Consider the following 25,091-nt stretch of genomic DNA (forward strand, 5'->3'; position numbering starts at 1 on the left):
AAAGGGCGCAATGATTTACTGATGCCTCCTAAGTCATAGAGGTTATAACAACGAATGGACGACCCCTTAAGGCGACCAACTTCACTTCTTTTTTCCCTTAACTCCGCTTCCTTTTCTCAGGAGGCCGCGTGTTAGAACTATTTCTCCAACCTGAAACCTGGGCCATCTTCGCCACACTACTGGCATTGGAAGTGGTATTGGGTGTCGACAACGTGGTGTTTATCTCCGTACTGTGTGAACGCTTGCCGCTGCATCAGCGAGCACTGGCGCGCAATTTAGGTATTGCGCTGGCCGTGACCGCGCGAATCGGTTTGGTGTTTTCGATCAGTTGGGTGATGTCTTTGACCAGCCCTATCGTGACGGTTTTGGGGAACGCATTCTCCGGTCGCGATTTCATTTTGATTGGCGGCGGCGCCTTTCTGCTTGTCAAAGCGGCGAAAGAGCTGTGGTCTTGGCTAACTGAAGTCGAGCAACATGCCCGTGCCAACGTGAGCGCTGGGTTGACGGTGGTGCTGCTGCAAATTGTGGCGGTGGATGCGGTGTTCTCGATGGACTCGGTGATCACGGCCGTCGGTTTGACCAACGATATTCCGGTGATGGTAGCGGCCATTCTGGTCTCTGCGGTGATCATGATGTTAACCGCTGCCAAGATTAACGCCTTGGTCAGCCGTTACCCCGGTTTCAAAACCTTGGCACTGTTATTCTTGGTATTGCTGGGCGGCCTGTTGATGGCTGAAGGGTTTGAACTGCATATCAACAAAGGCTACGTCTACTTTGCCATGGCGTTTGGTTTGGTAATGGAGCTGTGCCACATTCAGTGGAAGAAAAAACAGGCACTGAGCATTCAGCGCGTGCGACCACTGCGCATGGACGGACGTCAGGTGTTGCTGCGGTAAGCCCGGCAACATCAATGGCAATTCGACAGAACAAACATCAAAAAAGGGGAAGCGTTGGCTTCCCCTGATGGTTTCTAAACAGCGTGATGGATGAAGCTAGCGAATGGCGGTGCAGAAACTCACATCGGCGACGCCCGTTTCTAAGTTGCAGTCGTGATACAGCTCAAAGCACGGCCGATCGTCGCAATCGAGGCCTTGTTCAACCACGTTCTCCATCAACTCATTCCAATACTGCACATATTGAGATTTGTCCGTCACGGTGCGGCGAATCGTCGCGTACTTCCCACCCGTAAACTCAGTGTATTCGATATGCGCTGGTACGTCGGTGCCTGTGGGCACTTGCAGGCAGATGTCGGTACGACATTTGTCGGCGGGCGTGAGCTCTGGGTTATCGTGATAAATGAAAATTGATGTGTGGTGCGCCAATCCGGCCGGGCCTGCCCAACCATACAACGTGCCAATGGCGGGATCGTAGTTTTCGCCATACGGCCCGGTTACGCGCACGAATGCCAAACCGCTGGGTTCAAAAGTGTGTAGCTCCATGTGCTGACTCCTTGTGTTCAATGTTTGGTCATGATACGTGCCCGGCGCATCGAACGCGTGTCCATCCTTGCGCAATGTGTGTCCTATCTTGCTATTTTTCAGCAACAGGGTAAACGCCTCCAAATTGTCGCATTCACGCACCTGGCTGGCGGTCAGGCCAAAATGTTGTTTGAACGCTTTGGCAAACGCCTGCGAGCTGGAAAAGCCCATAGACAAAGCCACTTCAACCACCGTTTTCTTTTTATAAAATAGCTGGTTGGCGGCTTTTTCCATTCTCAAACGGCGCAGATAGTCGTTGAGCGTTTCGCCAACCACCGCCTTAAAAATACGATGAAAATGATAAGGGGAGAGACACGCCATACGCGCGACCGCTTCCAAATTAAAGGGCTGATCGAAGTTCGTTTCGAGAAAGCGAATGACGGGCAGTAAGCGTTTTTGATAGTCCGTTTTCATGGGCAATTCTGATGGTCATTGACGTGTTTACTTTACTGTGGAAATTGAGGAGGTAAAGCGCTGTGTTAAGAAGTGTGCCAAAGCTCTCAGCCACGATCTCAATCGCGAATTGCAGGCAAAAAAAATAGCCAATCGTAATGAGCACGATTGGCTGATATATAGTGTGAACAAAATGTATTCACTAACAACGTCAGTTGGCTAGGTGACCCTCGGCTTAATAAGGGTCGACTAATATAATGCAGTATATGTGCCAACTTTCAGAGCACTGTTTTGACTATATATTGAACGATTTTGGTCGATTTAAGCCCTATTTTTGCTCAATCAATTGCATTATGCGAATGCAAAATGCGAATTGCGTTCAAATTGCTAGTGATAGCAATGTAACTTAATCACTTTGACATCGTATTGTTATGTGATTGTCATTTTGATTACATGTCTAACTATTTTTGTTGTGTCCGATATATTAAATTACATGGGCTAATCGATTGATTAGGATGGTTTTATTGAATTATCCATTATTATTTTTTATATCGTGGGGTTGAAATAATCATTTGAGCTGTTAGTTTATAAAAGGAATTTGTTTAGAGTTCTAATTGAATTGATATGTGGCAGACAATGATTACAGCAGCACCATGGGTTGCATACCCTGAAATTATGCACAACGCTCAGGAAGAGTGGACGTTCCGAACTCCCAATCGAACGGATGGCAAGCGCGTACATGAGTTAGTGTCTCAGTGCTCGCCGCTGGATGAGAACTCCGCTTACTGTAACTTCCTGCAATCCACTCACTTTCAAAGTACCTGTGTGGTCGCCGAGCGCAATGGCGACATGGTGGGTTTCGTTTCAGCCTATCGCAAGCCGGATAAACCGGGCGAACTGTTTATTTGGCAAGTCGCGGTGCATGAAAACGCACGCGGAATGGGTCTGGCTTTCCATATGCTGAACGAGTTATTAACTCGCGATGAGTTGACCGACATTGACGTGTTGGAAACCACCATTACCCGAGACAACAACGGCTCTTGGAGCCTGTTTAAGAAATTGGATCGGGCCCACGGTGAACGGGGTGAAGTGTCGACGTTTCTTGATGAAACCCGCCATTTTGATGGCGAGCACGACACCGAATACCTGTACCGAATCCCCCTTAATCCACGAACCAACCGAAAAGGATAAATCCCATCGTTATGGATATCTTTAAGAAGAAAGAATCAAACGTTCAATCTTATGCCAACCATTTCCCTGTGGTGTTTTCCACCGCAAAAGGAAGCTGGCTGTATACCAAAGATGGTGATGCTTACCTCGATTTTCTGGCGGGCGCTGGCTCGCTGAACTATGGCCATAACAACGCCATTTTTAAACAAGCACTGCTTGAGTACATCGACAAAGATGGCATCACGCACGGTCTGGACATGCATTCGGAAGCGAAAGCGGAATTCCTGCATGCGTTGCAAACCTACATCTTTGAACCTCGCGGCCTGAATTACAAAGTGCAATTCACGGGTCCAACCGGCACCAACGCCGTTGAAGCGGCCATGAAGCTGGCACGGAAAGTCACCGGACGCGGCAATATTGTGGCCTTCACCAACGGATTTCACGGCTGTTCTTACGGCGCATTGGCGGCGACGGGGAACCAGCATCATCGCGGTGGTGCGGGGCTTGGCCTTTCTGGCGTCACGCGTTTGCCGTATGACGGCTATGCCGATATCGATGGCCTTGCGCTGTTTGAAACCATGCTGAACGACAACTCGTCTGGCTTGGATAAGCCAGCCGCAGTTTTGGTGGAAGCGGTGCAAGGGGAAGGCGGTTTGAACGCCGCATCCAATGAGTGGCTGCAACGCCTGAGTAAGCTGTGTAAAGCACATGGCGTGCTGGTGATTGTCGATGACATTCAGGCCGGTTGTGGCCGTACGGGCACCTTCTTTAGTTTTGAACCTGCCGGGATTGAACCCGACATCGTGACGCTGTCGAAATCGATCGGCGGTTACGGTTTACCGCTGGCGGTGGTGCTGTTTAAGCCCGAGTTGGATCAGTGGAAACCGGGTGAGCACAACGGCACATTCCGTGGCAACAACCACGCGTTTGTGACAGCAGCGAAAGCGCTGGAAACCTATTGGGCGACCGATGATTTTGCTCAGCATATTCAAGAGCGAGCGCAGCAAGTCACGCGCACGATTCAAACCGCATTGCGCCGCTTCCCCGAGCTGTTTACGCGTCTTAAAGGACGTGGCCTGATGCAAGGGATCGCCTGTCAACATGGCGACATCGCAGAAAAAATTGCCCGCGAATGTTTTCGTCAAGGCATGGTGATTGAAACCGCCGGCCCGAATGATGAAGTGGTGAAGTTTTTCTGCCCGCTAACCATCAGTGAAGCTGAGCTGGAACAAGGCCTGACCATTTTCGAACGCGCGGTGGAACACATCGCCCCTCAATTCATTAAAAAAGCCTCATAAGGAAGAGTCATGATTGTAAGAACCTTGGATGAATGTCGCCAAAGCGAACGCCGTATCGTTGCTGAAACCGGAACGTGGGAAAGCGTCCGCATGTTGCTCAAAGACGATCAGATGGGCTTTTCATTCCACATCACGACCATCTACAAAGGCACTGAAACCCATATTCACTACCAAAACCATCTGGAATCCGTTTACTGCATGTCCGGTGAGGGCGAAATTGCTGTGGTGGGTGGTGAAACTTACCCGATTAAACCGGGAACGCTCTACATCTTGGATAAACACGATGAACATTACCTGCGCGCCTACAAAGGTGCCGATATGGTCATGGCGTGCGTGTTTAACCCGCCGCTGACAGGGGCGGAAGTGCACGATGAAAACGGCGTTTACCCCATCGCCGATTAGTGCAGGCTGACTGAGGTTGCTGGCGCCTGCTGGCAACCTGACGCAAGCCACACCCTGTAAATTTAAAATAACGAGGAGACCCCATGTCTTACACCGTAGAAAAGATCGGTGGTACTTCCATGACTGCGTTTGACGCGGTCCTTGATAATATTCTGCTTAAACCGAGCCATCCGTACGACCGCGTGTTTGTTGTGTCGGCTTACTCGGGCATGACCGATGCGCTGCTGGAGTGCAAACGCACTGGCAAGCCCGGCATTTATCAAATGATCGCGAAACGCGACGACAGTTGGACGGATGCAATGTACGAGCTGGAACAGCGTATGTTGCTGACTAATGAACACTTGTTTGCCGATCCCATGAGTCGGATTCGCGCCGATAAGTTCATTCGTTCCCGCATTTCTGAAGCAGTGAACTGCATCAACAATATTCTTGAAACCTGCCAATACGGGCAGTTTTCATTGCGTCATTATCTACCCCAAATTCGCGAGTTTCTGTCGTCGATTGGTGAAGCGCACAGTGCGTACAACACGACTCTGAAATTGAAAACGCTCGGCATCAATGCGCGATTTGTCGACCTGTCGGGGTGGAACGAAGGCACGCAAGGTCGTCTGGATGAGGTGATTCTGCGTGCTTTTGATGAGATTGATGTTTCGACAGAGCTGCCGATCGTGACGGGCTATGCCTATTGCGATGAAGGCTTGATGAAAACTTACGATCGTGGATACAGCGAGATGACGTTTAGCCGCATTGCTGCGCTGACGCATGCGGACCAAGCGATCATTCATAAAGAGTATCACCTCAGCTCGGCCGACCCACGCGTCGTGGGGCCAGAGAAAGTACGCCCCATGGGGCTGACCAACTTTGATGTGGCCGATCAACTGGCCAACCTCGGCATGGAAGCGATTCACCCCAATGCGGCAGCGGGTCTGCGCAATCAGGGCATTGAGTTGCGGGTGAAAAATACCTTTGAACCCGACCACCCGGGCACGCTGATTTCCAATCATCATCAACCGGAAGACAATAAGGTTGAAATCATTGCCGGGCGCAACAAGGTGTTTGCGCTGCACATGTTTGATCAGAGCATGGTCGGTAAAGTCGACAATGTGAGCTATGACTTGATGGAAATCATCGCTGAAGCCAAAGTGCATTTGGTTGGAAAAGAGATGAATGCCAACTCGATGACGTACTTTTTAAGCGGCACCAGCGATAACCTCAATCAGGTGTTGTACAAAGCAGAGAAGCGTTACCCGAACGCGTCGATCTCCGGGAAAATGGTGGCGCTGATTTCAGCCATTGGTGCGAACATCAACACCAACCAAGCGTTAGCGCGCGGCATGCATGCTTTGGCGGAACTGAATGTGAATCCGATGGCGGCGCACTCTTCGATGCGCAATGTGAACGTGCAATTTGTGGTTGAAGACAGTGATTACAACAGCGCGATTTGCGCGCTACACGAAGCGCTCATTCGTGAAAAAGTTCGCCCAAGCGCGACGAATGCCAAATCGGTGAAAGCCGCATAACGTTGTTTCTTAAAGCCACGTCAGGTGGTCTCTTCAAGCCAAAAATAAAGCCGCCGCAGATCGTCTCTGCAGCGGCTTTTTAATACTTATCGTGTTCAGCGATGTTTAGCGATTGGATACTTAGCTGTTGATTGCTAGGTAAAGCACCAGAAACGAAAAACCAAAGCTGATGGTGGCGGCGCAAGTTAGGTAAAACAGGTAGGCTTGTTTAAAGCTCATAATGACACTTCCTCAAATAAATCTGTCTTCAAACTAAACATTTTTTGAGTTTATTACAATTATTTTTGAGTTTTAATCGCGTAAATGATCACGCCAGCCGAATGGCTGTGTCGGTTGAATCGGATTCTCATGCATTCTGACAGCAAACTAAATAAGCCGCGACGGAATATGGTAGGATGGCCCAGCCCACGCATTTTTGAATCTATGAGTTTTCATTTTATGTCACAACGCATTATTAAATTCATCGCCACCGATATGGATGGCACGCTTCTCGACGAGAAAGGCCAGCTCGACCCAGAATTTTTCGCCCTGCACAAACAGTTGGATGAACGCGGCATTTTGTTCGCTGCGGCGTCTGGTCGCCAGTATTACAGCTTGCTGGATACCTTTGCGGAAATTCAGGATCGCATCATGTTTATCGCTGAAAACGGCACCTTGGTGATGTACAAAGGTGAAGAGCTATACAGCAGCACGATCGACAAAGCCGCGATTGCCGACATCATCAATGCCGCAAGAAGCATTGCAGGTACGCACGTGGTGTTGTGTGGTAAGCGCTCCGCTTATATTGAAACCCAAGATCCACAGGCGATGGAAGAAATTCAAAAGTACTACCATCGCTGCGAGTCGGTGTCGGACCTACTATCGGTTGAGGACGATTTCATTAAAGTGGCGATTTGTCATTTTGATGGCACGGAACAATGGGTTTACCCAAGCATCAACGCGAAATTTGGTGACAGCCATAAAGTGGTGGTGAGTGCGAAAATCTGGTTGGATATCATGAATGCCGAAGCATCAAAAGGCACGGCCATTAAGCAGTTACAAGCGAAGTTCCACTTTACCGAGCAGGAAACCATGACGTTTGGCGACTACTTCAACGATGTTGAAATGTTGCAAGCCAGCTACTACTCGTACGCGGTCGAGAACGCGCATGAGCAGGTGAAAACGTACGCCCGCTTCCGCGCGCCAAGTAACCGTGACGGCGGTGTGCTGACCATCATCAAAGCGCTGCTGAGCGAAGCTTAATCTTTGACCACGTTCAGGTAAACCAGTCGTCGATGCATGTGCTGGTTTACCACGCTTCTTGCGCTTCGCGCGCCGCTCTGGCTTGAGCCACGGTACAGCCCGTTTTTTCCATCAATTCGGCCAACGTCATCGCCGGATTCTCCCGCACGAAATGCGCCAGTCGTTCACTGAGCGTGTCTTGTCGATACGGCTGAATGCCTGATTCGAGTTTGGTCACCACAAACGACACCGACAACGCCATCTCACTCGCTTGAATGGTACGCAGCAGCAACAGCATATCTTCCGGCTCGCCCTGACATTGCCAGTTGCGCGAGCGGCGTACCCGTTTGAGGGTGCAGCGGTGCTCAGTAGCAAACGCTTGTAAAGCGGTGGCGTGCTCGCGACCAATGCGATGGATCAGCGAAGGCAGGGCAATTGTCAGCATCGAATCAGAGACTTTGGTGACCAAACGGGTGGATTCCTCATGACGGTGTGGCTGCGGTTGGTGTGTGACCGAAGCGTGGTGAGCGTGAACGATTTGGATCTTAAAGCAAATCGTCTCTGCGCGGAATCGCCCTTTTGCCGTTTGGTGAATCGAGCGGTGGCAGTGTTGCATGCGCGCGTGATGGGCGCGCTTTTTATTCATTGTTAGACTAGCTCGAACTCGTCGAATCCTGTATAACTAATGGCTCATTTAAGTGATTGTTATGCAATCATTTTGTGACCTAGGAGTACACAATGAAGCTACAGCAACTGCGCTATATCCGCGAGATCCAGCGGAATGGATACAATATCTCGTTAACGTCAGACAAATTATTCACCTCTCAGCCGGGGATCAGTAAGCAAGTTGCGTTGCTGGAAGATGAGCTGGGTGTGCAGATTTTTGAGCGCCAAGGCAAACACCTTTCCGGCGCAACCGAAATCGGCAGCCAAATCATTCGTGAAGCCAGCAAAATGCTGGAAATTGAAGAACGTATCAAAGCGCTCTCGGCCAGTGTGACCTCGCCAGATATGGGACGAGTGAATGTCTACACCACCAATGCGATTGCGAAGTTCCTGTTGCCGGAAACGGTGCACTTCTTTATGAAAAAATACCCGAAAGTGTCGCTGCACATGGGGACGATTGAGCCGGAAACCCGTGGCAATACGCTGCCTTCTGGCCCGTACGATTTCTCGATTGTGGCGCAGGACGTCGATGAGCAGATGGATTTAGCTGTGCTGCCCGCTTACAAATGGTCACTGGCGCTGATTGTGCCGTCCAACCATCCGTTGGCGACAGCAGAGAACATCACGCTCGAGCAGTTGGCGCAGGAAAAACTCATCAGTTACGAACTCAAGTCGACCGGGCGCGGCGCGATTGATGATGCGTTCAAGCAAAAAGGTCTGACACCGAAATACATCGTCACGGCGATGGATGCGGAAGTGATCAAAGAGTATGTGAGTTTAGGGGTGGGCATCGGCATCATCGCATCAGTGGCGACACACGCGCTAAGTGACTCGATTACGGTGCGTTCGCTGGAAGGGTTGGTGCCGGATTGTTACGCTTGGTTGTGTTACAACAAAAACACCTATTTGCAGCAGTACATGTATGACTTTATTGAGAAATTTGCGCCGCATTTAACCAAAAATGTGATTCAAAATACCTCCCATCTGCCGCGTGCAGAACTGACCAAATGGTTTGATGATCGCGATCTGATGACTTATCAGTAACGCGCAGCTTCTTTTCCGCCCCCTCATGGTCATTGAAGACATACCGCGTGCAGTCGGTATGTCTTCCCGAAACTGTCCTCTTTGTGAAACTTACAGTAACTGGCCTTTTTCAATCGCGCTTTCGAGTTCTTTGCGCGCGTCGCTTTCCCCAATCGGCGAGATTCGTTTCTCCACATCCATCAACAAGAATGACGTTTTATTGTTCTTGTTGTCCTGTACGCCTTGTTCCACCACCACCAGATTGGGGTAGACTTTTTCCAGCACACACGCGCCAATAGCGGCGGTGCCATCGGGCATTTCACCATTGGATACACGCTGCGCGGCGGCGGCGGTGCCTTCTGGCACGGCGAGTTCTTTCGCTTTCAAGTGATGTTTCCAAGTATCAATCTGCTTGAGCGCCGCAGGGTGTGACGCGATCAAGGCAATCGAGCGTTTGGCCTCGACATCGTGCGTGTTCATTAGCACACACATTTCAATCGGTGTGGCAATAAATGCTTTCACCGCGACCACTTTGTATTGTTGTAGCGCCTCAACCGTGGCCTGAACCAAGCGACCATTGATGGTAGAATTTTCCACCGCACTAAAGGCCAAGCCATCATTTAAATCGGCCTGCATGAAGGTATTGAGTGGTGTGCCGGAAAAATCAACGTCCGCTTTGAGAGCCGGTTGTTGCTCAAATAGTTTGCTGATCGCGGCATCGTTAAAACTGCCTTTCGACGCTTGAACGTAAATGTGGTTGGCTGCACAAGCGAACCCTGAAAATGCCAATAAAGCCGAACTGAGGAAGAAGGGGGATACCAATCGTCTCACGATAAATCTCCTTATTATTATATGGAACTTAGAGCTTATTATTTAATCATTCGGCCGAGAAGCATTATTGCAACATTTTTTTGACAAAGGCCGATCTCGCTTCACGCAATCGGGCTTCCTTGACCTTGTCTTTGCGCGACGAAGCAGACGTCGAACTTGTGGCACGAACAAAATGAAACGTGTGAAGTCGATTCCAATCATAATGTGAACCTGTGCAAATACTCTTATAAAAAATAAGGACTTGGTCGATGCGGCTCTTTAAGAGCGCAGACGGTTTTGTTATATCCGTACATTAACTGCACAAAAAGTATGGTTTTTGTGCAGCACATACGAATAATTACAATGAAAAATAGTCAGGTGGATTATGGAAGTGGCTTTTGGCTCGGATCCAGGCAATGCGATTCGTCGATGGGCATCGTATTTGGCCATTGATCAGCAAACGGTGGATGCACTGCGCGAGTATTACTGGATTATGGAACGCAACATCGATGAGGTGTTGGCGTTTGTGTACGATCATCTCGGCAGTTGTCCGGAAACGGCGCAATTTTACCAAAACGAACAATCAATCGTGCGCGCCCGTGGGCATTTGCGTGACCACTTGATGCTTTATGTGTTTCGCGGTCACTTTGGCGTGGATTACTACAACGCGACCATTCGCATTGGTCAAACCCATCAACGGCTCGGCATCGATTTTAAGGTGTATTCTGGCGCGTATTGCATTGTGATGAGTCAATTGGCGCGCGTGGTCTACCAATCGCTCGCCCCCAACATCGACAACATTCATCGTTACATGTCGGCGCTCAATCGTGCCATCTTTTTGGATTTAGGACTCGCCACCGCGGTGTATTACGATACCGCCTGTTTTGAGCTGGAAGAGCTGGCTTACGAACTCAATTTTGCCCTTGCCAAAGCGGGTGAATTTCGTGACAACGAAACTGGCGAACACATTAAACGCATCAGCCGCATGAGCTTTGAACTGGCGAAAGCGCTGGGGCAACCGGCGCACTGGTGCAAGATGATTCAAATCGCCAGCCCGCTGCACGATGTGGGTAAAATTGGTGTGCCGGATGAGATTTTACTCAAGCCGGGCAAACTCGATGCGGATGAGTGGAAATTGATGCAGCAACACCCGGCCATTGGCGGTGACATCATTCCCGACAACAAATCCGAGCTGATTCGTATGGCGCGCCGTATTTCGCTCACGCACCATGAAAAGTGGGACGGTTCCGGGTATCCGGCGGGGCTGGCGGGAGAAGAGATCCCGCTGGAAGGGCGCATTGTGGCGATTTGTGATGTATTTGATGCGTTGCTATCGACGCGCCCTTACAAACGGGCTTGGAGCGTTGCTGAGGTGGTGGCATACCTGCGCGAGAATCGTGCAAAGCATTTCGATCCGCTTTTGTTGGATTGCTTTCTTGAGCATCTCGATAGCATGTTGCATATTCGTCATCAATTCGAGGATGCGGCGCAACCGGAAACTGTGGCAGACTAAGGGTTCGGAGAGTGACACCCAAACAAGAGCATGGAACAAGATCGCATCACACTGCTGGAACAACAGGTAGCGCAGCTCACTCGTGACAAGCAGCGCTTAGAAGAGAAGCTCAATGCCGCGTTGGATGGCACTGGGCTCTGCTTGTGGGAACAACATGTCCCGACGGGGCGCCTGCGCATATTCAACATGGAGTGGGGCAAAATGCTTGGCTTTCAACCCAACGAGTTGGAAGCCAATGTTGAAACGTGGAAAAGCAAATTGCATCCGGACGATTACGATCTCGCCGTCGGTGCGCTTGAGGATCATCTGCGAGGCCGCGCGGATACCTATCAGGTGGTGCATCGCATGCTGCACAAAGATGGCAGTCACAGTTGGGTGTCGGATCGTGGCCGTATCGTTGAATACGCCGAGGATGGTTCGCCGCTGCGCATCATGGGTACGCACATCGATATCACCAACGAAAAACGCTACGAGCAGGAATTGTCGCGTTTGGCGCGTCAAGATCCGCTCACCAATCTGCTCAATCGCAAAGCGCTGCACAGTGAATTTAACCGCATCAATCACGCTAAGTCCGAATCGCTGGCGGCGATGGTGTTTATCGACATCGATAACTTCAAGACGGTCAACGATCATCTCGGTCATAAAGCGGGCGATGCGGTGTTGGTGGTCGTGGCAGAATGGTTGAAGCAGTTTGCGCCGCCACAGTCGGTGATTGCGCGTCTTGGTGGTGATGAGTTTGTTCTGTTGTGCGAGCAAGAAGAAACGCAGGCGCTGAATACATTGACCGATCAGTTACTGACTCAGGTCGCCGATCCGGTGGTGCTGGAAAATGGCAAAGCGCAGATTGGGTTGAGTATTGGTGTGTGCGAATTTGCGCCGGGGCAGCATGACTTTGACACCCTTTATGAACGGGCAGATGAAGCCATGTATCAAGTGAAACGCAGCGGGAAGAATGGTGTTCGCTGGGTCAGCGCCTAAGCATTGTTATCCCAGGACCGTTATCAAAGTATTGTTATTAAAGTATCACGATCAAAACATCGTTATTAAAACATTGCCCGTCACGGTGACGGGCAATCGGTTGATGACGGAATTATTCACTCAGCCACTGCGCCAGCTCTTTCGCGTAGTAGGTGACAATCACACTCGCGCCAGCGCGTTTAAAGCCAATCATGGTTTCCAATACCGCGCGTTTCTCATCTAACAGGCCAGCTTGCGCCGCTGTTTTCAAAATCGCGTATTCACCGCTGACTTGATACACCGCCAGTGGCAGGCGCGTGTTGTCGCTGAGCGATTTCAGCACATCCAGATACGGCGTGCCGGGTTTCACCATCAGAATATCTGCGCCTTCTTCTTCATCCAATGCCGCTTCAACCAAGGCTTGGCGGCCATTATGCGGATCAGCTTGATAGGTATCGCGGTTGCCTTCCAGCGTGCATTCTACCGCGGAGCGGAATGGGCCATAGAATGCGGAGGCAAATTTGATCGCGTGCGCCATGATGCTCACGTTCGGGAACCCTGCCGCATCGAGGCCACGGCGAATCGCGCCGACCTGACCATCCATCATTGCAGATGGCGCCAACATGTCTGCGCCTGCTTTCGCTGCTGCAACAGACTGCTTCACGAGGTTCTCAACAGTTTTGTCGTTATCGACTGACCCGTCGTGCACCACACCGCAATGGCCATGCGTGGTGTATTCACAAAAACAGATGTCGGGGATCACAATCATGTCGGGGCATGCGGTTTTGATCGCTTTGATCATGCGACTGAGCAAGCCGTTGTCGTGCCATGTGTCGGAGCCACACTCATCTTTGTGATGCGAAATGCCAAATGGCATCACGTAGCGAATGCCGAGTTCATACAGCGCCGTCACTTCATCAGCGATGTGGGATTCTGGAATACGGCACACGCCGGGCAGCGCGTCAATCGCGACGGGCGCGTCAATGCCCTCTTCGACAAAAATGGGTTGAATCAAATCGCTCTTGTTGAGCTGGGTTTCCTGCACCATGTGACGAATGTGTTGATGCGCGCGCAGGCGGCGTGGACGTTTCATTAATACTTGATGAGACTGACTTTCCATTGGAGACACCTTCTTTTTTATTGTCTGGATCATGCCAATAGCCACAGTGCCTGAGCGGCGGAATCCTTCGGCGGCATTGAGCGTGTCTTCATGACGGATTGGCAACAAGGAGTGCTTGAAAGGCAACGAGGTTGCAGAAAGCCCCTACATAGTAACGGCTGAGGGATGAATGTGTAGTGTTATCTGGATATTGACTGCATGCGAGGTTGTTCGATGAACTTTACATGGTGTCAACGCGGCGATAAAAACTGACCCGCGCGAGGCGGGTCAGGGAGGGCGATCAGTGAAGTGTGCGGTGAATCAGCTCCGCAAGCTTGGCCAGATCGAACGTGATCACCCAGATACGGGGCTGAGCGGGGGACACGCGCGCTGGCGGCAGCGAGAAGATTGCGTCACGGTGAATACGAGGGAAATTCTGCACCGCAGGCCAGGTGGGGGAGCCCGGCCCGGCGGCAGTTTCGGCAATTTCTAAATGCAACGCTGGATACTGTTTCATCTTCACCTCACTTGATTGAGGGGGAGGGGGATGCCCCCTCAATCTATTTCACGATTAAGCCTCAGGCGCTTTGGGCGCGTCTGTCACCATCGCTTCGGTGGTGATCATCAGGCCTGCGACACTGGCGGCATATTGCAATGCAGAACGAGTGACTTTCGCCGGGTCAAGAATACCCAGTTCAATCATGTTGCCGTATTCACCCGTCGCCGCGTTGTAACCGTAGTGGTCATCGCCTGCTTTCACGGCGTTGGCGACAACAGACCCTTCGTCACCCGCGTTGATGGCGATTTGACGCAACGGTTCTTCCATCGCACGCAGCGCGACGCGAATGCCGACGTTTTGATCATCGTTGTCACCTTGCAGATCGCTGAGCGATTTGGCAATTTTGGTCAGCGCCACACCGCCGCCAGCCACGATGCCTTCTTCGACGGCTGCGCGAGTGGCGTGCAGCGCATCGTCCACGCGATCTTTCTTCTCTTTCATCTCGACTTCAGTTGCCGCGCCAATCTTGATCACCGCTACGCCGCCAGACAGTTTGGCAATGCGCTGTTGCAACTTGTCGCGATCATATTGTGACGTGGTGTTGTCCAACTGGTGCTGGATCTGCGCCACGCGATCGTGAATTGCACGCTCATCTGCTGCGCCATCGACGATGGTGGTGGTGTCTTTGTTGATGGTGACTTTTTTCGCGCTGCCGAGATCGTCGAGCGTCGCTTTCTCCAGTTCAAGGCCAATCTCTTCCGCGATCACACGGCCTGCGGTGAGCACGGCAATGTCTTCCAGCATCGCTTTGCGATGGTCACCAAAGCCCGGCGCTTTCACCGCAGCGGCTTTGACAATGCCGCGCATGCTGTTTACCACCAATGTTGCCAAGGCTTCGCCTTCTACATCTTCGGCAATGATCAGCAGCGAACGAGCGGCTTTCGCGACGGCTTCTAAGAGCGGGATCAGTTCGCGAATGTTGTTGATTTTCTTATCGACCAACAGGATGTACGGGTTGTCCAATTCAACCACGCCGGACTCGGCGTCGGTGATGAAGTAGGGCGATAGGTAGCCGCGATCAAACTGCATGCCTTCGACCACTGACAATTCGTTTTGCAGCGCCTGACCTTCTTCCACGGTGATGACGCCATTGCGACCCACTTTTTCCATCGCCTCAGCAATGATTTCACCAATCGCGCGATCGCTGTTGGCTGAAATGCTGCCCACTTGGGTGATGGCGTGTTTGTCGCTGCATGGTTGGGCCATGTGCTGTAGTTTGTCGACTGCGGCTTCGACGGCTTTGTCGATACCGCGTTTGAGATCCATCGGGTTCATACCCGCTGCCACAGCTTTGAGGCCTTCGTTGATGAGCGATTGCGCTAATACGGTCGCGGTGGTGGTGCCATCGCCTGCTTCATCGTTGGCTTTGGACGCTACTTGTTTGAGCATTTGCGCGCCCATGTTCTCGAACTTGTCTTCCAGTTCGATCTCTTTGGCCACGGAAACCCCATCTTTGGTGATGGTCGGTGCGCCGAAAGATTTATCCAGCACCACATTGCGCCCTTTGGGACCGAGCGTGACTTTCACGGCATTGGCCAACAAGTTCACCCCGGTGAGCATTTTTTGTCGAGCGTCGTTAGAGAATAAAACGTCTTTTGCTGTCATGGTGTCTCTCCTTAAAAACTCACAACAAAATTATTCAATAATCGCCAATACGTCTGATTCAGACAGGATGAGGTAGTCATGCCCGTCTATTTTCTCGGTTTTCACACCATACCCATCGTGGAAGATGATGTGGTCATTCACTTTGACTGCCATCGCCGCTCGTTCGCCGCTGTCGAGCAGACGGCCTTGACCGACCGCCAGCACTTTGCCGCGGTTTGATTTTTGCGCCGATTTGGATGTCAGTACGATTCCGCCCTCAGATGTGTTGTCGACCTCAAGTCGCTCAACAATCAATTTGTCATGTAAAGGACGAATGTTCATTGGGAGTGCCTCCTACTTAAAATCGTTTTCATCGAAAATAAAAGACAAACGTATATGGGGTCGCGGTGCGCTGGGGTGTCCAACGCGAGAAAGGAGAGCGAACCCAGATACGGTGTGGCATCACTGCCGCTCGTGGATATAAATAGGGTAAAAAAATTGAACTTCAAGAGGGGAAAAATAAAATTTTTTAAAAAAATTTTTGGCCGAAAACGTGCAGTTGGGGCGCTCTATATCCGTGAAAAAAGTGACAGCAAAAACAAGTGTCCGTGAAAAAAGTGACAGTAAAAAACGACCGGGAACAACAACGCCCGCGAAAAAAAAAACGCCCCGCGAAGCGAGGCGTCAGGATTACAGCATGACCAAACTCGCCGTGCCGAGGAAGGCGAAAAAGCCAACCACGTCGGTGACGGTGGTGAGGATCACCGAACCTGCCAAAGCCGGATCGAGCTTAAATTTATCGAGGATGATCGGAATCAGCACGCCAAACAGCGCGGCGGTGATGATGTTGACCACAATCGCGAGCGAGATGGTGCAGCCAATCAGGGTGGATTGGAACCATAATCCGGCCACGCCACCGATGATCAGCGCCCACACTACGCCGTTAATCGAGCCGATACCCAATTCGTTTTTCAATAGCGCAAAGCGGTTCCCGGTGGTGACCTGATTGAGCGCCATCGCACGCACCATCAAGGTCAGCGTTTGGCTCCCTGCAATACCACCCATGGAAGCGACAATCGGCATCAGCACCGCCAGTGCCACCACTTGCGAAATCACATTCTCAAATAAACCGATAGTCATCGACGCCAGAATCGCGGTCAAAAGGTTGATGCCCAGCCAGACGCCGCGGCGCTTGGAGCTGCGGACTACCGGCGCAAACAGGTCATCGCCTTCATCCATACCGGTACCGGCCATCAAGCGCGATTCGTAGATTTCACGTTGCGTGCCCAGTGCAAAGTGCCAGTCAATTTCGCCGATCAGGGTATCGTCATCGCTGACCACCGGAACGATGGGCAACACGGCGTGCTCCAACGCTTCGACCGCATCAGACAGCGATTGATGCGCGTTGATCAGCACCAAATCTTCTTTCTTCAATGCTTTAAGCTGTGTGGTGCCTTCGGCCAACAGAATGTCGCTAAACGCCACCAGACCACGAAATTTCTTGGCTTTGTTGATGAGGTAAATGTATTGCGGCGATTCCAAATGGTATTTATCGAGCAGGATCTTGGCGCGGTTGACGCTGATGCTAAACGGCAGGGTATAAAGTTTTCGGTCAGCCCAGTGGCCGATTTCGTCATCGTTGAATTCGTTGGCTTGATCGTACAGTTCCAGCTCGTCGCGGCTGATTAAGCGCAGCGCTTCGGTGACAATGTCGTCGGGCAGGGAGTCTTCCCACTCGATCAGCGACAGGTTGTCGAGTTTGGCCAGCGTCAGTTTCAGTTCGACTTCAGACAGCGCTTTGATGATCGACACACGCACATCGGCGCGCATTTCGGTCAATACATCGATGTGCAGTTCCAGTGGCAAGCTGCGCCACAAACGCACACGGTCATCGACGGGAAACGCTTCGAGAATCAGCGCCAGTGGGCCTTCATCCAAGCCATTTTCAACCATTTCGCCTAGCAGCGAGACCTGCTGCTCATCATTTTCGGCTTTGGCGAGCGCTTCAATTTGTTGGGATAGATCTTGATACTCGCTCAACGTTTGACTCCAATCGGTAACTGTTTTTTCTCGGCTTTCTTGGCGGCTTTTTCTGGCGCTTTACTCAGGACAATGACTGGGCGAACAATAAACAAGTTGTTCGGATACAGCACGCGGTTGCCATCTAGGGTTTCTAGCACCACGTTCAAAAACGTCATGTCGATGATTTTGCCTTCGACAAAGTTCGCGCCGTCGACCACGCGCACCCATAACCCGATGCGGCAATAGTTCTGCACAAACAGGGTAAAAAACGAGGTGACGTTACTCAGCAGCGACCAACTGGCAAACAAACCCACACCCAGCAGCGCAAAAATGGAGGAACCGACGACCAGCAACCCGCGCAGTTCAATCCCCCACATGATCATGAGGGTCATCAACAGCGCAACCAACAGGGCGGTTTTGATCAGCCAGCGTGCGCGTTTAACGCGATGCACGTCGTCGCGACCAATCACGGTTTTTTCGAATACACGCAGCGTCACTTTGGCGACTTTCGGATAGAGAAGCAGCATCAGCAGCGTGAACAGCCACTGATAGTAATCTTGCATTAAATTGAGTAAGGCGATGTAGTCCATAACATAGTGAGAAACAGGGTTTTGTTCAAAATAACTGAAAACCGGTGAATTACAACCGGATTTCTGTGACAACCCACGTAAGCGCTGCTTTCGTCAGCAAGCGGGTGGGTGAATCAGGGGATCAATGTTGCGTCACGGCGCAATACCGGATTTTCAGGCAATTCAGTGCACACGGATCACGCATTGATGCTTTTATTACTAATAAAGGGTTAGAAGCAACAATATTCATATGTGACAAGAGTCACTAATCCGCCGCAAGCCCATTCGTAGGTAAGGGAATTAGACTAAACCTAAGCATTAGCAGGGTTTTTTCTTTCAAGGGATGGGCGGATGAAATTACGCAGCAAAATGTTTATCAGTTATGTGGTGGTGGCGGCGTGCTTCACGGCGGTCAGTTGTGTGGCGCTGGGCTGGTTAGTGTACCAAGATGCTTCTAAAGCGCTGGCAAAAGCCGCCAGAGATAAATTGGTGATCTCACGCAATGAAACCGCGTCACAGATTCAGCGCTATTTTGATACGGTGGATGCGCAGGCGCAGAATATGTCTCATGACTTGAGCGTTCGGGATGCGGTGGTCGGCTTTACCCAAGCGTTTATGGACTATCCGCTCAGTACCACGTCCAGTGACGCGCTGAAAGGCTACTACCGCAATGAGTTTGCGGCTCGCTATCAAGAGATCAACACCGTCGATCGCATCAACGCGGATGGTTTGTTTGGCCAAATTTCTGAGCGCGCTAAAACACTGCAAAACCAATACATTGCCCTCAACCCCAATCCGCTGGGTAGCAAGGACAAACTCACCACCGGTGAGCAGGGGGGCGAATATGATGTCCTGCATCAAACCTATCATCCTTTCTTCACCGACTTCATTAAAAACTTTGGTTTTTACGATGTGTTTCTGGTCGATGCCAACACCGGTTTCGTGGTGTACAGCGCGTACAAAGAGCTCGACTTTGCCACCTCGCTCAAATCTGGCCCTTATAAAGACAGCGGCTTGGCTGATGCGTATCGCGGCGCGATGCAGCTCTCCTCCGGCAGCTTCTTCACCGACTTCAGACCTTACACGCCTTCCTACGAAGCGCAGGCAGCATTTGTCAGCGCGCCCATTCGTGAGAACGGACAAACCGTCGGCGTGCTGATCATGCAGATGCCGCTGGATGTGATTAACAACATCATGACCCACAACCAAGATTGGAAAAAATCGGGGCTGGGCGCGTCGGGTGAAACCTATTTAGTCGGCAGCGACAAAGTCATGCGTTCGAACTCGCGTTTTGTCATTGAAGACAAAGCCGGTTACCTCGCGCTGATGAAAACGCTCGGCGCTGACAGCGCGACGTTGGCGAAGATGGATGCGCTTTCAACATCGATTGGCTTGCAAACCGTCGATTCCACAGCGGTCAACAAAGCACTGGCTGGCGAAACTGGTTTTGAGTTGATTCGAGATTATCGCGATATTCCGGTTCTTTCGGCGTACGCGCCGCTGGAGCTGCACGGGCTGAAATGGGTGCTCTTGAGTGAAATTGATGAAGCGGAAGCGATGGCGTTTTTGACCACATTGAAAACACACATCAAAAATGCGGTGCTGTACATGCTGGTGCCCGCCATTTTGATTGGTTTGGGCATTGGGTGGTTGATGTCCCATTCCATTCTGGCGCCGCTGCATCGCATGTTGGAAGCTGTGAAACAACTGGGCTCTGGTTCGGGCGATTTGCGCTACCGCTTGGAAGAGAAAGGCAATGATGAAGTCACGGCGCTATCGCGTAGCTTTAATGCGTTCATTGATCATCTGGACAATACCTTTTCGACGTTGCTGGGTTCCATCACGCGCATGGAGCCGATGTCGCAGGACGTGAACGATGTGAATGTGAAACTGACCAAGGCCTCCAACTCGATGCATCATCAGTCGCAGCAGGTGCAAGATCAGATGATGCATTCGGCGGAAATCAGTCGTTTGGTGAGTGGCGAGCTGGAAGGCATTCAACACGCGTCCGGAAATACAGTCACCGTGCTGGGCAGCGGTCGCGCATCGGTGGTCGAAACGGTGTCGCAAATGGACAAACTGAGCAGCGACCTATCGCTGGTGGCACAAGCGGTGAGCAACCTCACCGTCGATGCGGAGAAAATTCGCCAAGTGATCGTAGTGATCAACGACATCGCAGAGCAAACCAACTTACTGGCGTTGAACGCCGCGATTGAGGCAGCTCGCGCTGGCGAGCAGGGACGCGGGTTTGCGGTGGTGGCCGATGAAGTGCGTAACCTCTCGGTGAAAACCCGCGCTTCGACTGACAGCGTGAGTGAACTGATTGGTGCGATTCGAACCAGTACCCAGCGCGTTGAAAACGTGATGAGTGACAGTTTGGAATCAGCCACCGCCTGCGCAGAACGGGTGAATCAGGCGCAGGAGACGTGGCATCAGATTGAAGAGGCGATTGCCAACATTTCACTGCATGTGGAGAAAATTGGCGGTGCGATCAGCGAACAGGATCAACAACTGAATGTGGTCTCCAGCCATTTCTCGCACATGGACAAGCAGTTTGATGTGATTCAACATGCGATTGAAGATAGTGCGGTGATTGGCGAAGACATCAATAAAATGGGGACGAGATTGCAATCATTCGCCAGCCTGTTCCAAGTGACGAAGGAAGATTTCTCGACCGCAAGACGCGCGAAAGTTCGCAGCGATGATTAACTGGAGCAGCGCCAACGGGTTAGGAGAGATCCAACGACTCTGCGTCAATCGCCAGCAATAAGGGTTCGACGCGGGTGGTTGCTTCCGGCGCATTCATCATGCGGGAGAGGCGTTGCAGCGATGACAGCAACAACGTTTGCTCCCACGCATCGAGCGATTGAAATCGCTGAACAAAATCATCTTGCAGCAGCTGCGGCGCTTCAGACAGAATGTGTTCCCCGCGCGCGGTGAGCATCGCGTGGACTTTGCGTTTGTCGATCGTGTCGCGTTCCCGAATCACCAGTTCTCGTTTTTCCAGTCGGTCCAAAATGCTGGTGGCGGTTGCCTGACTCATGTTGGTGGTCACCGACAATTGGCGAATCGTCATGCTGGGTTCGGCTTTGATTGCCCTCATCAGCAGTAACTGCGGACTGGTTAGGCCATAATCTTTGTTGAGCTTTTTAGAATGCAGATCGATGGCGCGAATAATTTGGCGAATTGAGACTAATACTTCCTCGTGAATATCCAAGTCATCCTCCATTAGGCATAGAGGCAGCGAGCCGGTCAGCACGCTGCCTGAGCCATTGTTATTATTTGGCGGCTTGTTTTGCAGTGGCGACCCAAGAATCAAACAGTTTCTGGTGTGCTTTGATCCAACCGTTCGCGTGCGCTTCGATGTCTTTCTCTGAATTGTGTCCTTGGCTCATCATCATGTTTTCGGCACTCACATCGTTGATGTTGAGCTTCATGATTTCAAACAATTTGGCAGCCGCTGGATTTTGCTCTGCAAACTGCTTGTTGGCCACGATCTTCATCGAGTTCATCTGGAAGCCGTAGTTTTTGCCGTTCGGTAGTGTGGTGTCGATGTCTTTACGATCGCCCGGTAGCGATGAGAAAGGCACTTCCAACCACACCACGTCTTTCCCCGGTACCAAAACGCCACTTACCCAATACGGTGTCCAGGTGTAGTACAGAATTGAATCGCCTTTTTTGTAACGCGAAATGGTGTCGGCGATGATCGCCGCGTAGTTGCCTTGGTTGTGGGTGACTGTGTCACGCAAACCAAACGCATCCATCTGGTGTTCCACCACGCTTTCACAGCCCCAACCTGGGTTACAGCCGGTGAGATCGGCTTTGCCGTCGTTGTTGGCATCAAACAGTTTGGCGATTTTGGGGTCTTTCAACTGTTCAATGTTGGTGATGTGGTATTGATCGGCCGTCTTTTTATCAATCAGGTAGCCCTGCGCTGCCCCGGCAATGTAATCGCCTTTACGGTAGAACTTTGAATCACCCCCCGCTGCAATGTATTTGCCTTCGTGCAGCGGCGCCCAGTTCACGGCAAGATAGGTGGCGTCGCCTTCACTGATGGAGGTGTAACCCACGTTGTAATCCACTTCTTTGGTGGGCAGTACGGTGTAACCGAGCGCTTCCATCGCTTTATTCACAATCAGCGTTTGGAACGTCTCTTCAGCCACTGTCGACTGAACCGGTTGCACTGTAATGCCATCGCCCGGCAGTTTCGCCCAAGCCGAGGCTGAGAGCGTTGTGCCGGCCACAAGTCCCGTGGTGAGCATTGTCTTCCATGCTACGTTCATTTCTGTTCTCCTAGTTTTTTCTGACCTTCGGTGTGTGTGAACTTCAGTTTCAGTTGGTAGGCGAGTGAGGCAGGGCCTTTCTCATACCAATGGGTTTTCTTGTCTCGGCTATTGGCGCCGATCGTTTGGGTGATGCGATCCAGCAAAATGGCCAAAATCACGATGCCCAAGCCACCCACGGCGGCAAGTCCCATGTCGAGTCGGCCAATGCCGCGCAGCACCATTTGACCCAAACCGCCGACGGCGATCATGGAGGCGATCACCACCATGGACAGCGACAGCATCAAGGTTTGGTTGACGCCAGCCATAATGGTGGGCATCGCCAGTGGCAATTGAATGCGATACAGCATCTGTTTCGGGCTGGCGCCAAACGCGTGACCTGCTTCAATCAGCTCTTCCGGCACTTGTTGAATGCCTAAAATGGTCAAACGCACAATTGGTGGCAGCGCGAAGATGATGGTCACCACCACGCCCGGCACGTTCCCGATACCAAACAGCATCACGATAGGCACCAAGTAAACGAAGGCTGGGGTGGTTTGCATTGCATCCAGTATCGGCCTGACGATTTTGGCCGCCGTGTCACTGCGCGCCAGCCAGATCCCAAGCGGCATCCCGATCAGCAAGCAGAAGAAGACCGATGTCATAACCAGCGCCAGCGTGACCATGGCTTGGTCCCACGCACCAATCAGACCAATCACCATCAGCGATAAGAATGACGCGATCCCCATGCGCGACCCGGCCAGTTGCCAAGCGATGAGAAACAAGATCAGCAGCATGATGGGCGCAGGGGTGGAGACCAACGCGGTTTGAAATGAGCTGAGAATGAAATCGATTGGCACGCGAATCGCCTGAAACAGCGGGCGGCCGTGCGTCACCAGCCAGTTGAGTGCGGTTTCGACCCAACTGTCGAACGGTAAAATGGCGTCCTGAAAAGGGTGCATCCAATCAAAAGGCGTGTCGGCGGGAGCGGCCGCCGTGAGCCAATCGCTGCTGGCGGCAGCGCTGGTGCCTGTCGACCAAGGATCAGTGGTGGTTGCAGCTTGCGTGGCAGCGCCCCAAGGGTCGGCTGACTGTGCCGCTGAAACTGTGGTTTCCGTTGTCATGATTCTTTCCTATTGACCAAGATTGTCCTGAGTGGCGTTTATTCGCGATCGAGTGTCTGTAGCAAGCGCGTTTTGGTGATCACGCCGTAGTAGTGTCCGTTGTCATCGACCACCGGCACGGCATAAGGCACTTCAGCCACCTGACCAATCAAATCACCCACCGAAATTTCAGGCGAAATGGTGATGGTGTCAGGCAGCAGGGCGCTGCTGAGCGAGCGCTGTTCGCGTTTCGCCTCTTGCAGGGATTCGAGCGAGACAATGCCGGTGTATTTGTTGGCGCGGTCGACCACGATGCCGTAGTCGCGATCGTGGTCGAGCAGCATCTGCATGGCTGCTGCGGGGCCGTCGTTGTCGTGTTTTTTAAACATTGCCGCCGGTTTCTTGCGCGCAATGTCTTTGGCGCAGAACACGCTGGCCACATTCACGCCGCGGAAGAAGGAACTGACGTAATCATTGGCGGGTTGATGCAGGATTTCATCTGGCGTGCCCACTTGCACCACCACGCCATCTTGCATGATGGCAATCCGGTCGCCGATGCGCATGGCTTCGTCCAAATCGTGGGAAATAAACACAATGGTGCGTTTGTCATCGTTTTGAAGGCGAATCAATTCATCTTGCATTTCGGTTCGAATTAACGGGTCGAGGGCCGAAAATGCTTCGTCCATCAACAAAATGTCTGGGTCATTGGTCAGCGCACGCGCCAGCCCAACCCGCTGCTTCATCCCGCCCGACAGTTCATCGGGGTAGGATTCGCAATAGGCATCGAGCCCCACGCGTTCCAGCGCAGCTTTTGCGGCTTGGTGACGCGTTTGCTCCGGCACGCCCGCCAGTTCCAAACCAAACGCGGCGTTTTCAATCACCGTCATGTGCGGCATCAACGCGAAATTTTGAAATACCATCGAAATGTTTTGACGACGAACTTCTCGCAGTTTGGTATCGGAGATATGGGCAATATCTTTGCCTTTGAGCAGCACGCTGCCGCGGGTGGGTTCGATCAGGCGATTGAGCAGACGCACGAGGGTCGATTTTCCCGAACCGGAAAGGCCCATGATGACGAAAATCTCCCCTTCGTTGATTGACAAGGAAACGTCCTTAACCCCGACGGTTAGGCCCGTTTGCTCAAATATCTGGTCTTTATTTAAACCCTGTTCTATGAGAGTAAACGCCTCGTCCGGTGTCTCTCCAAACACTTTAAAGAGGTTCTTGACTTCAAGCATTGTTGACATCATTTACATCCTTTGTTGTCGTCGAATGTGTGCGACGATAAATTGTAAATATGTATAGTACACTAAACATTGAATTGGCAATTATCAAGGCGACTTTCAGCGATTTATTGTTCGTATTTTAGTTATCTTATTGATTTAATTGGTTAAATTAAATTATAAAAAATTTACATTTAATTTGAGTTAGAATGTTTCGTA

The 25,091-nt window shown here is 51.5% G+C and carries 23 protein-coding genes; 10 read left to right on the plus strand and 13 right to left on the minus strand.

Features of this window, described 5'->3' with window-relative positions:
• Positions 1 to 128: 128 nt before the first annotated feature.
• The gene (locus tag ACF8PK_RS12545; protein WP_392441604.1) at positions 129 to 896 is read left to right on the plus strand and encodes a TerC family protein; all 768 of its coding nucleotides are present in this window, start codon (positions 129 to 131) and stop codon (positions 894 to 896) included.
• Positions 897 to 992: 96 nt separating this feature from the next.
• Here ACF8PK_RS12545 and ACF8PK_RS12550 read toward each other — a convergent pair whose 3' ends face one another.
• Positions 993 to 1,892, minus strand: coding sequence for a GyrI-like domain-containing protein (locus ACF8PK_RS12550; RefSeq protein WP_004727079.1), 900 nt, complete (start codon positions 1,890 to 1,892; stop codon positions 993 to 995).
• 603 nt (positions 1,893 to 2,495) lie between these two features.
• Between ACF8PK_RS12550 and ectA the strand changes: the two genes are divergently transcribed.
• The 5 genes from ectA (at position 2,496) to ACF8PK_RS12575 (ending at position 7,503) form a co-directional block, all read left to right on the plus strand.
• Positions 2,496 to 3,062, plus strand: a complete 567-nt coding sequence (ectA, locus tag ACF8PK_RS12555; RefSeq protein ID WP_041943219.1) for a diaminobutyrate acetyltransferase — start codon at positions 2,496 to 2,498, stop codon at positions 3,060 to 3,062.
• Positions 3,063 to 3,073: 11 nt separating this feature from the next.
• Positions 3,074 to 4,339 (plus strand): diaminobutyrate--2-oxoglutarate transaminase, encoded by a 1,266-nt coding sequence (gene ectB, locus ACF8PK_RS12560; protein ID WP_055465780.1) that lies wholly within the window; start codon positions 3,074 to 3,076, stop codon positions 4,337 to 4,339.
• A 9-nt stretch (positions 4,340 to 4,348) separates the two neighbouring features.
• Positions 4,349 to 4,741 (plus strand): ectoine synthase, encoded by a 393-nt coding sequence (locus ACF8PK_RS12565; RefSeq protein ID WP_004727076.1) that lies wholly within the window; start codon positions 4,349 to 4,351, stop codon positions 4,739 to 4,741.
• Positions 4,742 to 4,824: 83 nt separating this feature from the next.
• The gene (locus ACF8PK_RS12570) at positions 4,825 to 6,261 is read left to right on the plus strand and encodes an aspartate kinase (protein ID WP_238824337.1); all 1,437 of its coding nucleotides are present in this window, start codon (positions 4,825 to 4,827) and stop codon (positions 6,259 to 6,261) included.
• Between the two features lie 438 nt (positions 6,262 to 6,699).
• A complete protein-coding gene (locus tag ACF8PK_RS12575) occupies positions 6,700 to 7,503 on the plus strand; it encodes a Cof-type HAD-IIB family hydrolase (protein ID WP_392441606.1) in 804 nt (267 codons plus the stop codon).
• A gap of 46 nt (positions 7,504 to 7,549) precedes the next feature.
• Here the strand turns inward: ACF8PK_RS12575 and ACF8PK_RS12580 are convergent, their stop codons facing one another.
• On the minus strand, positions 7,550 to 8,128 hold the full coding sequence (locus ACF8PK_RS12580) for a ribosome recycling factor family protein (protein WP_392441608.1): 579 nt from the start codon (positions 8,126 to 8,128) through the stop codon (positions 7,550 to 7,552).
• A 92-nt stretch (positions 8,129 to 8,220) separates the two neighbouring features.
• Here ACF8PK_RS12580 and ACF8PK_RS12585 point away from each other — a divergent pair, with 92 nt between their 5' ends.
• Complete coding sequence (locus ACF8PK_RS12585) at positions 8,221 to 9,192, plus strand: LysR substrate-binding domain-containing protein (protein WP_004727071.1); 972 nt, start codon at positions 8,221 to 8,223, stop codon at positions 9,190 to 9,192.
• A 90-nt stretch (positions 9,193 to 9,282) separates the two neighbouring features.
• Here the strand turns inward: ACF8PK_RS12585 and ACF8PK_RS12590 are convergent, their stop codons facing one another.
• Positions 9,283 to 10,002, minus strand: a complete 720-nt coding sequence (locus ACF8PK_RS12590) for a prephenate dehydratase domain-containing protein (RefSeq protein ID WP_143679917.1) — start codon at positions 10,000 to 10,002, stop codon at positions 9,283 to 9,285.
• A gap of 364 nt (positions 10,003 to 10,366) precedes the next feature.
• On the opposite strand from ACF8PK_RS12590, the gene ACF8PK_RS12595 reads away from it, so the two are divergent.
• Both ACF8PK_RS12595 and ACF8PK_RS12600 read left to right on the plus strand, forming a co-directional pair.
• Positions 10,367 to 11,494: an HD domain-containing phosphohydrolase gene (locus tag ACF8PK_RS12595; RefSeq protein ID WP_392441611.1), complete on the plus strand. Its 1,128-nt coding sequence runs from the start codon at positions 10,367 to 10,369 to the stop codon at positions 11,492 to 11,494.
• A 30-nt stretch (positions 11,495 to 11,524) separates the two neighbouring features.
• The gene (locus tag ACF8PK_RS12600; RefSeq protein WP_392441613.1) at positions 11,525 to 12,472 is read left to right on the plus strand and encodes a GGDEF domain-containing protein; all 948 of its coding nucleotides are present in this window, start codon (positions 11,525 to 11,527) and stop codon (positions 12,470 to 12,472) included.
• A gap of 112 nt (positions 12,473 to 12,584) precedes the next feature.
• Here the strand turns inward: ACF8PK_RS12600 and hemB are convergent, their stop codons facing one another.
• The 6 genes from hemB to ACF8PK_RS12630 form a co-directional block, all read right to left on the minus strand.
• On the minus strand, positions 12,585 to 13,571 hold the full coding sequence (gene hemB, locus ACF8PK_RS12605) for a porphobilinogen synthase (RefSeq protein WP_004727067.1): 987 nt from the start codon (positions 13,569 to 13,571) through the stop codon (positions 12,585 to 12,587).
• A gap of 280 nt (positions 13,572 to 13,851) precedes the next feature.
• Positions 13,852 to 14,067 (minus strand): hypothetical protein, encoded by a 216-nt coding sequence (locus ACF8PK_RS12610; protein ID WP_004727066.1) that lies wholly within the window; start codon positions 14,065 to 14,067, stop codon positions 13,852 to 13,854.
• A 54-nt stretch (positions 14,068 to 14,121) separates the two neighbouring features.
• A complete protein-coding gene (groL, locus tag ACF8PK_RS12615; RefSeq protein WP_392441615.1) occupies positions 14,122 to 15,714 on the minus strand; it encodes a chaperonin GroEL in 1,593 nt (530 codons plus the stop codon).
• Between the two features lie 30 nt (positions 15,715 to 15,744).
• Positions 15,745 to 16,035, minus strand: a complete 291-nt coding sequence (locus ACF8PK_RS12620; protein WP_004727064.1) for a co-chaperone GroES — start codon at positions 16,033 to 16,035, stop codon at positions 15,745 to 15,747.
• Positions 16,036 to 16,383: 348 nt separating this feature from the next.
• The gene (locus ACF8PK_RS12625) at positions 16,384 to 17,733 is read right to left on the minus strand and encodes a magnesium transporter (RefSeq protein ID WP_004727063.1); all 1,350 of its coding nucleotides are present in this window, start codon (positions 17,731 to 17,733) and stop codon (positions 16,384 to 16,386) included.
• On the minus strand, positions 17,730 to 18,305 hold the full coding sequence (locus ACF8PK_RS12630) for a mechanosensitive ion channel domain-containing protein (protein ID WP_158164601.1): 576 nt from the start codon (positions 18,303 to 18,305) through the stop codon (positions 17,730 to 17,732). Before ACF8PK_RS12630 ends, ACF8PK_RS12625 begins: the two co-directional genes overlap by 4 nt.
• A 330-nt stretch (positions 18,306 to 18,635) precedes the next feature.
• Here ACF8PK_RS12630 and ACF8PK_RS12635 point away from each other — a divergent pair, with 330 nt between their 5' ends.
• On the plus strand, positions 18,636 to 20,993 hold the full coding sequence (locus ACF8PK_RS12635) for a methyl-accepting chemotaxis protein (RefSeq protein ID WP_392441618.1): 2,358 nt from the start codon (positions 18,636 to 18,638) through the stop codon (positions 20,991 to 20,993).
• A gap of 19 nt (positions 20,994 to 21,012) precedes the next feature.
• Here ACF8PK_RS12635 and ACF8PK_RS12640 read toward each other — a convergent pair whose 3' ends face one another.
• From ACF8PK_RS12640 to proV, 4 genes are all read right to left on the minus strand, one after another.
• The gene (locus ACF8PK_RS12640) at positions 21,013 to 21,501 is read right to left on the minus strand and encodes a MarR family winged helix-turn-helix transcriptional regulator (protein ID WP_014257611.1); all 489 of its coding nucleotides are present in this window, start codon (positions 21,499 to 21,501) and stop codon (positions 21,013 to 21,015) included.
• Positions 21,502 to 21,562: 61 nt separating this feature from the next.
• The gene (gene proX, locus ACF8PK_RS12645) at positions 21,563 to 22,567 is read right to left on the minus strand and encodes a glycine betaine/L-proline ABC transporter substrate-binding protein ProX (RefSeq protein ID WP_392441620.1); all 1,005 of its coding nucleotides are present in this window, start codon (positions 22,565 to 22,567) and stop codon (positions 21,563 to 21,565) included.
• The gene (gene proW / locus ACF8PK_RS12650) at positions 22,564 to 23,670 is read right to left on the minus strand and encodes a glycine betaine/L-proline ABC transporter permease ProW (RefSeq protein WP_392441622.1); all 1,107 of its coding nucleotides are present in this window, start codon (positions 23,668 to 23,670) and stop codon (positions 22,564 to 22,566) included. Before proW ends, proX begins: the two co-directional genes overlap by 4 nt.
• Before the next feature lie 38 nt (positions 23,671 to 23,708).
• Entirely contained in the window at positions 23,709 to 24,896 is a 1,188-nt protein-coding gene (gene proV / locus ACF8PK_RS12655; RefSeq protein ID WP_392441826.1) for a glycine betaine/L-proline ABC transporter ATP-binding protein ProV, read from the minus strand.
• Between the last annotated feature and the right edge of the window lie 195 nt (positions 24,897 to 25,091).

Source organism: Vibrio sp. CJQ_6 (genome assembly GCF_043106745.1).
Classification (GTDB): Bacteria; Pseudomonadota; Gammaproteobacteria; order Enterobacterales; family Vibrionaceae; genus Vibrio; species Vibrio furnissii.